Raw genomic sequence first — 14743 nt, forward strand, 5'->3', positions numbered from 1 at the left:
CATTGGCCCGCCCCAAGGCATACTTGCCACCCTCCGCACTCCAGAACCAAAAACCGCCCCATGCGTATCCACGTCAGCTTCATCGACCGCGTCGGCATCACCCAGGAAGTCCTGGCCCTGCTCGGTGGGCGCAATCTCAATCTGGATGCGGTGGAAATGGTCCCGCCCAACGTCTACATCGACGCCCCGACCCTCAGCCCGCAAGTGCTCGAAGAGCTGCACGATGCGTTGCTCAGCGTGCGCGGTGTGCAAGCGATGACGGTGGTCGACATCCTTCCCGGCCAACGTCGGCACTTGCAGCTCGATGCCTTGCTCGCCGCCATGACCGATCCGGTACTGGCCCTGGACAGCAGCGGCAACGTGCTGTTGGCCAACCCGGCACTGATTGCCTTGTACGGACGCGAACCGGCCGGTGAAAGTGTGGCGGATCTGTTTGCCGATCCCGCCCTGCTCGACACCCTGCTGGAACAAGGCTTTCGCTTGCCGCTGCGCGAGATCACCGTCAACGGCCAGACCTTGCTGCTGGACGCCACGCCGATCACCGATGCCGGCGCGTTGCTGACGCTGTATCAACCGAACCGCATCGGCGAACGCCTCTCGGCGCTGCACCACGACCATGCCGAAGGGTTCGATGCGTTGCTCGGCGAATCCCCGGCGATTCGCACGCTCAAGACCCGTGCTCAACGCGTGGCGGCCCTTGATGCGCCGCTATTGATCCAGGGCGAAACCGGCACCGGCAAAGAGCTCGTCGCCCGCGCCTGTCACGCCATCAGCGCTCGGCACAATTCACCGTTTCTGGCGCTGAACTGCGCAGCATTGCCGGAGAACCTCGCCGAAAGTGAACTGTTCGGCTACGCCCCCGGCGCTTTCACCGGTGCGCAACGGGGCGGTAAACCGGGGCTGATGGAACTGGCGAACCAGGGCACGGTATTTCTCGATGAAATCGGCGAAATGTCACCGTACTTGCAGGCGAAACTGCTGCGGTTTTTGAACGATGGCAGCTTCCGCCGCGTGGGCGGTGATCGTGAGGTAAAGGTCAACGTGCGGATCCTTAGCGCCACGCACCGCGACCTGGAAAAAATGGTCAGCGAAGGCACGTTCCGTGAAGACCTGTTCTATCGCCTCAACGTCCTGAATGTCGAAGTCCCGCCGCTGCGCGAACGTGGCCAGGACATTTTGCTGCTGGCCCGTTATTTCATGCAGCAGGCCTGTGCGCAGATTCAGCGACCGGTGTGTCGCCTGGCGCCCGGGACCTACCCGGCGCTGTTGGGCAACCGTTGGCCAGGCAACGTGCGGCAATTGCAGAACGTGATCTTCCGCGCTGCCGCGATTTGTGAAAGCAGCCTGGTGGACATCGGCGACCTCGACATTGCCGGCACCTCCGTGGCCCGCCAGAGCGACAACGAAGTCGACAGCCTGGAGCAGGCGATGGAAGAGTTCGAGAAGACCCTGCTGGAAAAACTCTACGTCAGCTACCCCTCGACCCGGCAACTGGCCAGCCGCCTGCAAACCTCCCACACCGCGATTGCTCATCGGTTGCGCAAGTACGGGATTCCAAACAAGCCGTAGCCCCCCTGTGGGAGCCAGCCTGCTGTCGATTGCGGTGTGGCAGGCAAAAAAGAGGTCGACTGACATAGCCTCATCGCCAGCAGGCTGGCTCCCACAGTTTTTGTGTTCAGCCGAAATCCTGTTTAAAAACGACCTCCACCTGTACTGAAAGCGCTACAGCGGAACGATATCGCTACACCCTCTCCCGATCACCGCTGTGCAAGGCTTTGATCCCATTACGCTTTTTTCTTCGCTTCAGGCTGTAGCGATTTCGCTACAGGCATTCAATTCGCTCGCCCCTCATAAACACTCAAAACACTGATTTATAAGGACTTATTAACATTGGCCGCGATCTTGCTTAGTAGCCACTTATAAAGAAGGGCTTTTGCCCAAGCATTCAATCGCGTCCACCAGACGAGTCTGGCCCCCTTAGGAGTTTCCATGAGCGAGTTGCGTTTTACTGAAGATCACGAATGGCTGCGCACCGAAGCTGACGGCACCGTCACCGTCGGCATCACCGCTTTCGCGCAGAACGCCCTGGGCGACGTGGTTTTCGTACAACTGCCTGAGCTGCAGTCCTACGCCAAAGGCGCAGAAGCCGCCACCGTGGAATCGGTAAAAGCCGCCAGCGGCGTGTACATGCCACTGGACGGTGAAGTGCTGGAAGTGAACCCGGCGCTGGACAGCAGCCCGGAACTGGTCAACGAAGATCCGATGGGCGAAGGCTGGTTCTTCCGCTTCCAGCCAACCGACGCCTCGGCTGTCGCCAAACTGCTGGATCAGGACGCCTACGACCGTCTGATCAAAGCCAACGCCGAAGCCTGAGGAGCGCTGACATGACTCAAATCAATCTGACCACCGCCAACGAATTTATCGCGCGCCACATCGGCCCGCGTTCCGGCGATGAGCAAGCGATGCTCAACAGCCTCGGTTTCGACTCCCTGGAAGCCCTGAGCGCCAGCGTCATTCCGGAAAGCATCAAAGGCACCAGCGTCCTCGGTATGGACGACGGCCTGAGCGAAGCCGACGCCCTGGCGTTGATCAAAGGTATCGCCGCCAAGAACCAACTGTTCAAGACTTACATCGGCCAGGGCTACTACGGCACGCACACGCCGTCGCCGATCCTGCGCAACCTGCTGGAAAACCCGGCCTGGTACACCGCGTACACCCCGTACCAGCCAGAAATTTCCCAGGGTCGTCTCGAAGCGCTGCTGAACTTCCAGACCCTGATCAGCGACCTCACTGGCCTGCCGATCGCCAACGCCTCGCTGCTGGATGAAGCCACCGCCGCTGCCGAAGCCATGACCTTCTGCAAACGCCTGAGCAAGAACAAGGGCAGCCACGCGTTCTTTGCATCGGTGCATTGCCACCCGCAAACCCTCGACGTACTGCGCACCCGTGCCGAGCCGCTGGGCATCGACGTCGTCGTCGGCGACGAGCTTGAACTGACTGACGTAACGCCGTTCTTCGGCGCCCTGCTGCAATACCCGGCGAGCAACGGTGATCTGTTTGACTACCGCGAACTGACCGAACGTTTCCACGCCGCCAACGCACTGGTGGCGGTTGCCGCTGACCTGCTGGCCCTGACCGTGCTGACCCCGCCGGGCGAATTCGGCGCCGACGTGGCCATCGGCAGCGCCCAACGTTTCGGCGTTCCGCTGGGCTTCGGTGGCCCGCACGCGGCGTACTTCTCTACCAAAGATGCATTCAAGCGCGACATGCCGGGCCGTCTGGTCGGCGTCTCTGTGGACCGTTTCGGCAAGCCGGCCCTGCGCCTGGCCATGCAGACCCGCGAGCAACATATCCGCCGCGAGAAAGCCACCAGCAACATCTGCACCGCGCAGGTTCTGTTGGCCAACATCGCCAGCATGTACGCCGTGTATCACGGTCCGAAAGGCCTGACGCAGATTGCCAACCGCATTCATCACCTGACCGCGATCCTCGCCAAAGGCTTGAGCGCACTGGGCCTGACCGTCGAACAAGCCAGCTTTTTCGACACCCTGACCCTGAAAACCGGCGCTGACACCGCCAAACTGCACGACAAGGCGCGTGCGCAGAAGATCAACCTGCGCGTAGTTGATGGCGAGCGTCTGGGCCTGTCCCTTGACGAAACCACTTCGCAAGCCGACGTCGAAACGCTGTGGGCTCTGCTTGCCGACGGCAAGGCACTGCCAGACTTCGCCGCCCTCGCCGCTGCAGTGGTCAGCACCATCCCGGCCGCTCTGGTTCGCCAATCGCCGATCCTCAGCCACCCGGTGTTCAACCGTTACCACTCGGAAACCGAGCTGATGCGCTACCTGCGCAAGCTCGCCGACAAGGATCTGGCCCTGGATCGCACCATGATCCCGCTGGGTTCGTGCACCATGAAACTCAACGCCGCCAGCGAAATGATCCCGGTGACCTGGGCTGAATTCGGTGCCTTGCACCCGTTCGCCCCGGCCGAGCAAAGCGCCGGTTATCAGCAACTGACCGATGAACTGGAAGCGATGCTCTGTGCCGCTACCGGTTACGACTCGATCTCCCTGCAACCGAACGCAGGCTCGCAAGGTGAATACGCCGGCCTGCTGGCGATTCGCGCCTATCACCAGAGCCGCGGTGAAGACCGTCGCGACATCTGCCTGATCCCGTCGTCCGCACACGGCACTAACCCGGCCACCGCCAACATGGCTGGCATGCGTGTGGTCGTGACGGCTTGCGATGCTCGCGGCAACGTTGACATCGAAGACCTGCGCGCCAAGGCCATCGAGCACCGCGAACACCTCGCCGCGCTGATGATCACCTACCCATCGACCCACGGCGTGTTCGAAGAAGGCATCCGCGAAATCTGCGGCATCATTCATGACAACGGCGGCCAGGTTTACATCGACGGCGCCAACATGAACGCGATGGTCGGCCTCTGCGCACCGGGCAAGTTCGGCGGCGACGTGTCGCACCTGAACCTGCACAAAACCTTCTGCATCCCGCACGGCGGTGGCGGCCCGGGCGTCGGCCCGATTGGCGTCAAGTCGCACCTGACCCCGTTCCTGCCGGGCCACGCCCAGATGGAACGCAAGGAAGGCGCGGTCTGCGCGGCACCGTTCGGCAGCGCGAGCATCCTGCCGATCACCTGGATGTACATTCGGATGATGGGTGGCGCGGGTCTCAAGCGTGCTTCGCAGCTGGCGATCCTGAATGCCAACTACATTTCCCGTCGCCTCGAAGAGCACTATCCAGTCCTCTATACCGGCAGCAACGGCCTGGTGGCGCACGAATGCATCCTCGACCTGCGTCCATTGAAAGACAGCAGCGGCATCAGCGTCGATGACGTCGCCAAGCGCCTGATCGACTTCGGTTTCCACGCCCCGACCATGTCGTTCCCGGTGGCTGGCACGCTGATGATCGAGCCGACCGAAAGCGAATCCAAGGAAGAACTGGACCGCTTCTGCGACGCCATGATCCGCATCCGCGAAGAAATCCGCGCAGTGGAAAACGGCACGCTGGACAAGGATGACAACCCACTGAAAAACGCTCCGCACACCGCAGCGGAAATCGTTGGCGAGTGGACGCACCCGTACAGCCGCGAGCAAGCGGTGTATCCGGTCGCGTCGCTGATCGAAGGCAAGTACTGGCCGCCGGTCGGCCGCGTCGACAACGTCTTCGGCGATCGCAACCTGGTTTGCGCCTGCCCGTCGATCGAAAGCTACGCTTAAACCAATGAGGGGGCACTCATATGCCCCCGATTTCAAGAACACCACATAACCCTGTGGGAGCTGGCTTGCCAGCGATAGCGGTGCATCAGTCGACACTGCCTTTGCCTGACACACCGCTATCGCTGGCAAGCCAGCTCCCACAGGATCGTGACCAGTCAGTAAGATTTCCGCCAATTCCTATAACAAGAAACCGGAGAACAACCATGTCGTTAAGCGTGTTCGACCTGTTCAAGATTGGCATCGGCCCCTCCAGCTCCCACACCGTCGGCCCGATGCGCGCCGCTGCGCGTTTCGCCGAAGGTTTGCGCCGTGAAGGGCTGCTGGCCGCCACCACCTGCGTCAAAGTCGAGCTCTACGGCTCACTTGGCGCCACCGGCAAAGGACACGGCAGTGACAAGGCTGTGTTGCTCGGCCTGGAAGGCGAACACCCGGACACCGTGAACACCGAAACCGTCGCCGCCCGTCTGCAAGACATCCGCGGCAACGGTCGCTTGAACCTGCTCGGCGAACACAGCATTGCGTTCAACGAGAAAGAACACCTGGCGATGATCCGCAAACCGCTGGCCTATCACCCCAACGGCATGATCTTTCGCGCCTTCGATGCGGCGGGCATACAAATCCGCAGCCGCGAGTACTACTCGGTCGGCGGCGGTTTCGTGGTCGATGAAGACGCCGCCGGCGCCGACCGCATCGTCGAAGACGCCACACCACTGACCTTCCCGTTCAAAAGCGCCAAGGACCTGCTCGGTCATTGCACCACCTATGGCTTGTCGATCAGCCAGGTGATGCTGACCAACGAAAGTGCCTGGCGCCCGGAAGCGGAAACCCGCGCCGGCCTGCTGAAGATCTGGCAAGTGATGCAGGATTGCGTCGACGCCGGTTGCAGGAACGAAGGCATCCTGCCGGGTGGTTTGAAGGTCAAACGTCGAGCGGCAGCGCTGCATCGGCAACTGTGCAAGAACCCGGAATCGTCGTTGCGCGATCCGCTGTCGGTGCTGGACTGGGTCAATCTGTACGCTCTGGCAGTCAATGAGGAAAACGCCAACGGCGGACGCGTGGTCACCGCGCCCACCAACGGTGCAGCGGGCATCGTCCCGGCGGTTTTGCATTACTACATGCGCTTCATCCCCGGCGCCAACGAAGACGGTGTCGTACGTTTTCTGCTGACGGCCGCCGCCATCGGCATTCTCTACAAGGAAAACGCCTCGATCTCCGGCGCCGAAGTCGGCTGTCAGGGTGAGGTCGGCGTGGCCTGCTCGATGGCGGCAGGCGCCTTGTGCGAAGTACTGGGCGGCACCGTGCAGCAAGTGGAAAACGCCGCCGAAATCGGCATGGAACACAACCTCGGCCTGACCTGCGACCCGATCGGCGGGCTGGTGCAGGTGCCATGCATCGAACGCAACGCCATGGGTTCGGTGAAAGCCATCAATGCGGTGCGCATGGCCCTGCGCGGCGACGGTCAACATTTCGTCTCCCTCGACAAAGTCATCCGCACCATGCGCCAGACCGGCGCCGACATGAAAAGCAAATACAAGGAAACCGCCCGTGGCGGTTTGGCGGTCAACATTATCGAGTGCTGATGCGCGCTCACTGCATCTGCACACTTTTTCAGGAGCTGGATATGTCCACCGAACAACTGTTGAAAACCCCGTTGCACGCACTGCACATCGAACTCGGCGCCCGCATGGTGCCGTTTGCCGGCTACGACATGCCGGTGCAATACCCGCTGGGCGTGATGAAAGAGCACCAGCACACCCGTGATCAGGCCGGGCTGTTCGATGTCTCGCACATGGGCCAGATCCGCCTGACCGGCGCCAATGCCGCCAAGGCCCTGGAAACCCTGGTGCCGGTGGACATCATCGACCTGCCGGTGGGCATGCAGCGCTACGCCATGTTCACCAACGAGACCGGCGGCATCCTCGATGACCTGATGGTCGCCAACCTTGGTAACGACGAACTGTTCCTGGTGGTCAACGCGGCCTGCAAGGATCAGGACCTGGCGCACCTGCGTCAGCACATCGGTGATCAGTGCACCATCGAGCCGCTATTTGAAGAGCGCGCATTGCTGGCCCTGCAAGGTCCGGCGGCAGTCACCGTGCTCGCGCGCCTGGCGCCGGAAGTAGCGAAGATGACCTTCATGCAGTTCGCCCGTGTGAAATTGCTGGGTGTGGACTGCTTTGTCAGCCGCTCCGGCTACACCGGTGAAGACGGTTTCGAAATCTCCGTGCCGGCCGCCAGCGCCGAAGCCCTGGCTCGCGCCCTCCTGGCCGAACCGGAAGTGGCAGCCATCGGCCTCGGCGCCCGCGACTCACTGCGCCTGGAAGCGGGTCTGTGCCTCTACGGCCACGACATGAACACCGAGACCACCCCGATCGAAGCCAGCCTGTTGTGGGCCATCTCCAAGCCTCGTCGTGCCGATGGCGCACGGGCTGGCGGCTTCCCTGGCGCTGAAACCGTGTTCACCCAGCAACAAGCCGGTGTCAGCCGCAAGCGCGTAGGCCTGTTGCCGCAGGAACGCACTCCGGTGCGCGAGGGTGCAGAAATCGTCAATGAAGCGGGCGACATCATCGGCACCGTGTGCAGCGGCGGGTTCGGCCCGACCCTGGGCGGCCCCTTGGCCATGGGTTACCTCGACAGCGCCTACATCGCCATCGATACACCGGTGTTCGCGATCGTTCGTGGGAAAAAGGTGCCTCTGCTTGTAAGCAAAATGCCATTTGTTCCACAACGCTACTATCGTGGCTGATTGACTGTTTCTATAAGTAACGCGGTTGCGTTAACAGTGCACTAATGTGTAACGCAACCGCCATAAAACAGTGCATGACTTTGACTGTAAGCTTCATTTATGAACTTTACTTATAACGATCGAAAACAATTGAACAGCTCTATCGCATAAGCCAGCGCTAGTTGGCGCGCGAATGCCACCAACGCGAGCAAAACCGGGCCTCTCACAGGGCTTGTTTTTTCTCCCGTAGTTGGCGTAGAGTTTGATCACTGTGTTTGCATGGGTCGCTTGGAATCGTGACCTGGGCAGTAGCCTACAAGTTAGCTACATCCCGTTCGACGTCTTCTTACTCTCCTGCAACCAGCCCCAGTACTCTTTCATGAGAAGGAGACTGTCATTAATTTTTGCGTCAAAGGAAATAAGAAATGTCCCAACGTCAGAGCGGTACCGTCAAGTGGTTTAACGACGAGAAAGGTTTTGGTTTTATCACTCCAGAAAGCGGTCCGGATCTGTTCGTGCATTTCCGCGCTATTCAGGGCAACGGCTTCAAGAGCCTGAAAGAAGGCCAGAAAGTGACCTTCATTGCCGTGCAAGGCCAGAAAGGCATGCAGGCTGACGAAGTACAAGCAGAAGCCTAACCTTCTGTTACGAAAAAGCCCCTGATGCTGACATCAGGGGCTTTTTTGTGCGCGTAAATCCGTAAAATGGCTTCTTTTTTCCGCCGGGATCCCTGCCATGTCGAAACACCTGCTCAAACCACAGGGCGACTTTCCCGCCGCGACCCTCGGTCGTCGCCTGGCAGCGATGTTCTATGACTTCCTGTTGTGCACCGCCCTGCTGATCGTCACCAGCGGCGTTTACAAGATGATCCAGATGGCGATCATCGGTAAAGACAAAATGCGTACCCTGACCGAAGCCGGCGCGCTGGACGGTGATCCGTTGCTGTCGACGGTGTTGTTGTTCGTGCTGTTCGGCTTTTTCGCCAAGTTCTGGACCTGGTCCGGCCAAACACTGGGCATGCAGGTGTGGTGCATTCGTGTGCAGAACGCCGACGGCTCGTCCATCAGCCTGTGGCAGGCGCTGCTGCGCTTTGTGGTGTCGATCGCGTCCTTGCTCTGCGTCGGGCTGGGGTTCTTCTGGTCGCTGTTTGATAAACAGAAACGCAGCTGGCATGACATGTACTCCAATACCCAGCTTGTGCGGATTCCGAAGAAGACCAAATAACACAGGCTATGCAAATCACTGTGGCGAGGGAGCTTGCTCCCGCTGGGGTGCGAAGCGCCCCCAAATACGGCTGCTGCGCAACCGAACGGGAGCGAGCTCCCTCGCCACAACAGCTCTCGCCACAGTAAGTATCAGGCGTTGCCCGCCAGCTTCATCCTCGCTGCTTGCGTGAAGTCGAGCATCCGCTTCAACGGCCGAATTGCCTGCGGGATCAGCGCCGGATCAACAAAGATCTCGTTCGTCCCTTCTTTCAAGCTCTTCAGCACGCGCTCAAGCGTATTCATCGCCATCCACGGGCAATGTGCGCAACTGCGGCACGCCGCGCCGTTACCCGCCGTTGGCGCCTCGATGAAGACCTTGTCCGGGCACAACTGCTGCATCTTGTAGAAGATGCCGCGGTCGGTGGCGACGATCAGCGTCTTGTTCGGCAGGCTCTGCGCTGCGGCGATCAATTGACTGGTGGAACCGACGGCGTCCGCCAGTTCGATCACCGAAGTCGGCGATTCCGGATGCACCAGAATCGCCGCATCCGGATACAGCGCCTTCATGTCTTCAAGCTGCTTGGACTTGAACTCTTCGTGAACGATGCAGGCACCGTCCCATAGCAGCATGTCGGCACCGGTCTTGCGCTGGATGTAGGTGCCCAAATGCTTGTCCGGGCCCCAGATGATCGTCTCGCCGTTATCCATCAGGCTTTCGACGATCTCCAGCGCACAGCTTGAAGTCACAACCCAGTCCGCCCGGGCTTTGACTGCCGCCGAGGTATTGGCATACACCACGACGGTACGTTCCGGGTGCTGATCGCAGAACGCCGAAAACTCGTCAACCGGGCAACCCAGGTCCAGCGAACAGGTCGCTTCCAGGGTCGGCATCAGCACGCGTTTTTCAGGGTTGAGGATTTTGGCGGTTTCGCCCATGAACTTTACGCCGGCGACCACCACGGTCTTGGCCGGGTGAGCATTGCCGAAGCGGGCCATCTCCAGCGAGTCGGAGACACAGCCACCGGTTTCTTCAGCCAGGGCTTGAATGACCGGATCACAATAAAAGTGGGCAACCAGTACCGCGTCCTGAGCCTTGAGCTCGGCGGCGATGGCAGCACGGTAATAGGCCTCTTCCTCGGCTGTCAGCGGCTTGGGCTGCTTGGCGTCGAGGTGGGCTTGAACCAGAAGGCGTTCGGAAATCTGCGTCATGTTCGCAAGACCTGCAGGCGCATTCGCGCGAAAGTCGAGTATACACCCGGCTCCGGACCCTTCAGGGGGTACCGCCGGGAAAGTGAGTATTCATCAGGCACGGACAGCGTTGAAGCTGCGCAAGGCTACAGAATATCCCTGGGAGACAAAAGACCATTTCAACCTGAATGCGATATCCAACGTTAGCGCTCCATAAACCCCACCCACTTCAAGATGGGCAGAGCGCTCAGCTAGGCGATGCCGGCGAGCAGTTCCACGGCAACAGGGCTTCGTAACCCTCAACCGAAGACGCCACTGGCAGGCATCGGGCGATGTTTTGAACCGTTCAGACTCGAGACGTTTGAGCCAAAGGCAGAAGCCGTTGCGCTCCCAGTAGAGGATTTTCACTCGGTTATGGTGGCGATTCAGAAAAACAAAAAAGACAGGATCGAATACGGCGACTTTGATATCCAGCTCGACCAGGGCGCCCAAGCCGTCGATGGATTTTCGGAAGTCCACGGGCTTGGGGTAGAGGTACACCTTTTCGACTTTGGCGTCGGGTCGCATCATGGCAGGCGGGCTCCTGAAAAATTCGAGAGCACAGCATCGGCGATCAGAGGACGGCTTTGAATGTGGGTTCATGGATCGCTTACCGAGTTACCGCGACAATCAATCGAATAACCACTTTGTCACAGAATGGTAATCATCCAATGATCACTCTCCTTCCACAGCGGATAATCTTTAGCCTTCCGCTCAAATCCTCCTGCTAGAAATAACAACACGCCTAAACTTTTTCCGCGACAAGCAGAAGCGAGCCTCCTACAGGCAAAGTCACACCAAACTTCAACAATGCTAGCTCAGTCTTCATCACCAACTCCAAGCCTTTGTTCAACCAGCCAGGAATTTGAAACTCGATCATAGGATCATATTCCCCTTTATGTTTTTTCATTCGTGACAACCACATTAAAGGAACTAAAAAACTTACAAAGGACGTCACATATTTTATCCGAAGCCCTGCCACCTCCACTTTCCCTATCAATTCCGAGCGAGTATATCGCCGGACGTGGCAAGCATACTGATCAACCTCTGACCATAGCCAGCGATGTTGAGGAACCGAAATCAATAGTGCCCCCCCTTGTTTCAATGCACGAGCCAAGTTATTAAGTACCAACTGATCTTGTTCGATGTGCTCAATAACATCAAAAGTTCCAATAACATCATAGCGAGACACTTCAGACATTACTGTTGCATCCAGTTGAGTGAATGTCGCCGACGGCAATCGCTCCCTGGCGTGTACAAGCCCTTCTTCGAAATACTCAGACCCGTGAAGCTCGGCGTTCGGGTAAGCCTTGTGAATCCCTTCCAAAACGAACGCTGTGCCGCAGCCAACCTCTAGAAAGGTATTGAATTTTCCAACTTGCTTTGCCAAAACCCAAAGAAGCACGCGATTTCTGGCACGAAACCACCAATGATTCGCTTCCGCGGCGGCAAGAGTAGCAAATGCTGTAGCAGGAAATGGAGTACGTGTGGAGGTCATTCCGGATAGCTCCTGAATACAAAAAATTTGAAGGCGACAAATAGGAATGCTGCAACGATAAAAATGGCAACAGCTTGAACAATTTGATGTGGATAGCCTAAATGCTCAACAAACACAAGTAATAACGTTAGATTTAAAAAGTACCCCACCATGTGTACTAGTACGTATCTAAATCCAGAGGCAAGGGGGCTTCCAGAATAACTAAAAGTCAAATGCCGATTCCCCACAAAACCGACAATCGCACCGACACTATAAAGTAGCGTCATCGCCAATAGTGGGGGAATACCACAATAGGTGACAAACAAGTAAATCAAGTACCCCAATACGTTACTAGCAACACCAATAGCCCCATATTTAATTAATTGCACTAAGGTGCTTTGCGTCAGCCATGATTTCAAATACACAGTATTTACCCAATTTTTCCAGTGAAACGCAAGCTACAGAAAACAGCCATAAAATAAATATAGGGAGTAGAGGTTTTCTGTTGTGGCTTTAGATCGAATTAAATAATAGCAAAAAACTCATTCACCTCACTCAAACAGTTAGGTTCCGACCATATAAAAGCAGCCACCTTGCTCTCAGCATCAATTGTGCTCCAGGATAGCCAGACCGAAACCGCTTCGACCATAACCATTCCCATTATAAAGCATGTAGCGCTCTCCTTTATGATCGAAGACGAATGGGTATTCGATCATTTCTGAATCCCAACCTTCATCACTGACATCAATACCTGCCGCATTCAAATCCAGACGCCAACCACCACTAGCCTCGGTTGTGGCAAAACCAATCCGATATTTTTCACCGTTACCACTGCGGTAAGAGAACCACATATCAAAGCCATTCCGGGAATTTTTCGCAACGGTTGGCCTCGAATATGCTTGGGCGATACCTATCACATACGGAACAGCTAAACCTTTACGACGCCAGAAATGCCCGTCAGATGATGTTGCCGAGTTAATAACGTGAATCATCTCGCCATTCCCGCCATCCCAAGTTTTGGTCGACCCGTACCACATAGCGTATTCACCGTCGTCACATTGGTGCACCCAAGGATAGGACAGGCTTAGCGCATCGGTAGCGTCAACGCCCATAAAAGGCACCTCGGAATCTAACCGCAACGTCAAGTTATCATCGACAATTAACCGACCAACGTCTCCCCGCCAATGCTGGTCGGATGGAGATTGCCATCCCATGAACAGCATGTAGCGCATATTACCAGCAACATAACAATTCCCTATGCTAACCCCGTCCGCGAAAAAACTGCCCTTTGGGCCATGCTCAAAAAAAGGTTGGTAATGCTCCTTGATAATCTCGCGCTGAACTATATCAATATCGACAGCACCAACAGAAGAACGATTATCACAGTCCCGCCCACTATAAAAGACCCGATAAGTGTCACCATCTAAATGGATCGGTAATGGATTAGCGGCGTGAGATAAAAGCTTGGGGTGCCTCCCCTCCACAGCTGGGACGTAAAGTCTCCCGAGCTTTCTCCATACCGCGCTCATAGAGTCCTCAATCTTGTGCTTGGGACTTTTGAACGCTCAGTTGCCGCACCAATATAAACACCGTTTTCTTCTGCATCAGCTAGCAACAACGTTCCCGCACCAACAACACATCTAGCACCGATATTAATATGATCCCGTAGTGTTGCATTTACTCCAATAAAACACTGTTCTCCAATGGTGACACCGCCAGAGATCACAACGTGCGACGCAATGAAAGCATGATCATTTATCTTTGAGTGATGGCCGATATGATTACCACTCCACAACGTAATGTTGTTACCGATAGTGACGAAGGGCTGAATTGTATTATCTTCCAAAATAAAACAATTCTCGCCTATTTGGGCGTTATTTAAAATCGTTGAGCGAGAACTAATGAAACTAGCCAGACGATAACCCAACGCTCTCGCCGACAGATATTTCTCTTTGCGAACTGCATTAAGCTTTGAATAGCTCAATGCAACAAAAAAGTCGTTAGCCTCGGGAGGATACTGTGTTTTTACTGCATCAAACGGAACGACTGGTAACTCGCAGAATGTTGAGCTCTCGATATATTCTGCGTCAACCGTAAAAGCTACTACTTCATAATTTGAATCCGTAGTGAAGTAAAAGTGGGCCAGCTGTGCTATATCACCCACCCCGAATATCACTAATTTTTTTTTCATTACATCTTCCTTACGAGAATGGTGAACTCATAGAGGCCATAGTCATGGAGCAGCGCGACCTGCCTGGAATATCGTTTTTTGCAAAAATCAAACAATAAACACGGATCAGCATAGTAGAGATAGTCGCGCTTTTTATCTTCGTCAGAATAGGAGGTCAAACAATTGAAGGCGAAGCCACGACGACAGGTGCGATCGAGTACATCAAGCGTGTCTTCAAGATACTTCAGCCATTCTCCGTCAGTGCGCCCCAGTCGAACGTTAAAAATTCCGCTGGCTACTCCGTAATCTGCGATGGAATCAGGTTCCGAAGCCGTGATAAATCTTGAATTCTGATGATGCTGATGACGTTGCGCTGCAGCCTGCACCATATGTTCAGAAACATCGACTCCCAAATAAGAGAGCGATGGATGTTTATCTGCCAAGAAATCGAGGAGTGCTCCATATCCACAACCCAAGTCGTTTAGCGAAAATGGCCCAGGCTCCGTGATGACCTTGCACAGTTGCTCGAAGCGCAAGGCTTGGCCCTCTTCTCCATTCCAATCTACACCACGTGGAGTCTCGCCAAATTGCGTGATTTTCTCTGAGTAATAGCTTGCAACCTCACTCAGCAGCTCAGTCTTCGGGTCATGCATATATCTGCCTCTCGATCATGTATGGGGACTTTGCTTCCTGAACCACCTT

The 14743-nt window shown here is 56.4% G+C and carries 13 protein-coding genes and 1 pseudogene; 7 read left to right on the forward strand and 7 right to left on the reverse strand.

The genetic code is table 11. The annotated features are described in order from the left end of the window. Nucleotides 1-60: 60 nt before the first annotated feature. The 7 genes from KJF94_RS20090 (at nucleotide 61) to KJF94_RS20120 (ending at nucleotide 9186) form a co-directional block, all read left to right on the forward strand. A complete protein-coding gene (locus tag KJF94_RS20090) occupies nucleotides 61-1569 on the forward strand; it encodes a sigma-54-dependent transcriptional regulator (RefSeq protein ID WP_214378194.1) in 1509 nt (502 codons plus the stop codon). Nucleotides 1570-1989: 420 nt separating this feature from the next. Continuing rightward, nucleotides 1990-2373 carry a glycine cleavage system protein GcvH gene (gcvH, locus tag KJF94_RS20095; protein WP_214378196.1) on the forward strand — a complete coding sequence of 128 codons (384 nt, stop codon included), beginning with the start codon at nucleotides 1990-1992 and terminating at the stop codon, nucleotides 2371-2373. A gap of 11 nt (nucleotides 2374-2384) precedes the next feature. Next, the gene (gcvP, locus tag KJF94_RS20100; RefSeq protein ID WP_214378198.1) at nucleotides 2385-5237 is read left to right on the forward strand and encodes an aminomethyl-transferring glycine dehydrogenase; all 2853 of its coding nucleotides are present in this window, start codon (nucleotides 2385-2387) and stop codon (nucleotides 5235-5237) included. A 203-nt stretch (nucleotides 5238-5440) separates the two neighbouring features. Further along, nucleotides 5441-6817, forward strand: a complete 1377-nt coding sequence (locus KJF94_RS20105) for an L-serine ammonia-lyase (protein ID WP_214378200.1) — start codon at nucleotides 5441-5443, stop codon at nucleotides 6815-6817. 41 nt (nucleotides 6818-6858) lie between these two features. Then, entirely contained in the window at nucleotides 6859-7983 is a 1125-nt protein-coding gene (gcvT, locus tag KJF94_RS20110) for a glycine cleavage system aminomethyltransferase GcvT (protein ID WP_214378202.1), read from the forward strand. A 404-nt stretch (nucleotides 7984-8387) separates the two neighbouring features. Beyond that, nucleotides 8388-8600 (forward strand): cold-shock protein, encoded by a 213-nt coding sequence (locus KJF94_RS20115; RefSeq protein WP_007977299.1) that lies wholly within the window; start codon nucleotides 8388-8390, stop codon nucleotides 8598-8600. 97 nt (nucleotides 8601-8697) lie between these two features. Further along, the gene (locus KJF94_RS20120; RefSeq protein WP_214378204.1) at nucleotides 8698-9186 is read left to right on the forward strand and encodes an RDD family protein; all 489 of its coding nucleotides are present in this window, start codon (nucleotides 8698-8700) and stop codon (nucleotides 9184-9186) included. A 131-nt stretch (nucleotides 9187-9317) separates the two neighbouring features. On the opposite strand, the gene nadA is transcribed toward KJF94_RS20120, so the two are convergent. The 7 genes and pseudogenes from nadA to KJF94_RS20155 form a co-directional block, all read right to left on the reverse strand. After that, nucleotides 9318-10376, reverse strand: a complete 1059-nt coding sequence (gene nadA, locus KJF94_RS20125; RefSeq protein WP_017340460.1) for a quinolinate synthase NadA — start codon at nucleotides 10374-10376, stop codon at nucleotides 9318-9320. Nucleotides 10377-10724: 348 nt separating this feature from the next. Then, nucleotides 10725-10997 (reverse strand): annotated as a pseudogene (tnpB, locus tag KJF94_RS30655) (IS66 family insertion sequence element accessory protein TnpB); the annotation flags it as partial. A 142-nt stretch (nucleotides 10998-11139) separates the two neighbouring features. Next, nucleotides 11140-11892, reverse strand: a complete 753-nt coding sequence (locus KJF94_RS20135) for a class I SAM-dependent methyltransferase (RefSeq protein ID WP_214378205.1) — start codon at nucleotides 11890-11892, stop codon at nucleotides 11140-11142. Next, a complete protein-coding gene (locus KJF94_RS20140; RefSeq protein WP_250548185.1) occupies nucleotides 11889-12260 on the reverse strand; it encodes a GtrA family protein in 372 nt (123 codons plus the stop codon). Before KJF94_RS20140 ends, KJF94_RS20135 begins: the two co-directional genes overlap by 4 nt. A gap of 216 nt (nucleotides 12261-12476) precedes the next feature. Beyond that, on the reverse strand, nucleotides 12477-13400 hold the full coding sequence (locus tag KJF94_RS20145; protein ID WP_214378207.1) for a glycoside hydrolase family protein: 924 nt from the start codon (nucleotides 13398-13400) through the stop codon (nucleotides 12477-12479). Continuing rightward, nucleotides 13397-14062 carry an acetyltransferase gene (locus KJF94_RS20150; RefSeq protein ID WP_214378209.1) on the reverse strand — a complete coding sequence of 222 codons (666 nt, stop codon included), beginning with the start codon at nucleotides 14060-14062 and terminating at the stop codon, nucleotides 13397-13399. The genes KJF94_RS20145 and KJF94_RS20150 overlap by 4 nt, the downstream gene beginning before the upstream one ends. Next, nucleotides 14062-14694, reverse strand: a complete 633-nt coding sequence (locus KJF94_RS20155) for a class I SAM-dependent methyltransferase (RefSeq protein ID WP_214378211.1) — start codon at nucleotides 14692-14694, stop codon at nucleotides 14062-14064. The genes KJF94_RS20150 and KJF94_RS20155 overlap by 1 nt, the downstream gene beginning before the upstream one ends. Nucleotides 14695-14743 lie beyond the last annotated feature (49 nt).

The organism is Pseudomonas hormoni, from assembly GCF_018502625.1.
In the GTDB taxonomy this organism is placed as follows: domain Bacteria; phylum Pseudomonadota; class Gammaproteobacteria; order Pseudomonadales; family Pseudomonadaceae; genus Aquipseudomonas; species Aquipseudomonas hormoni.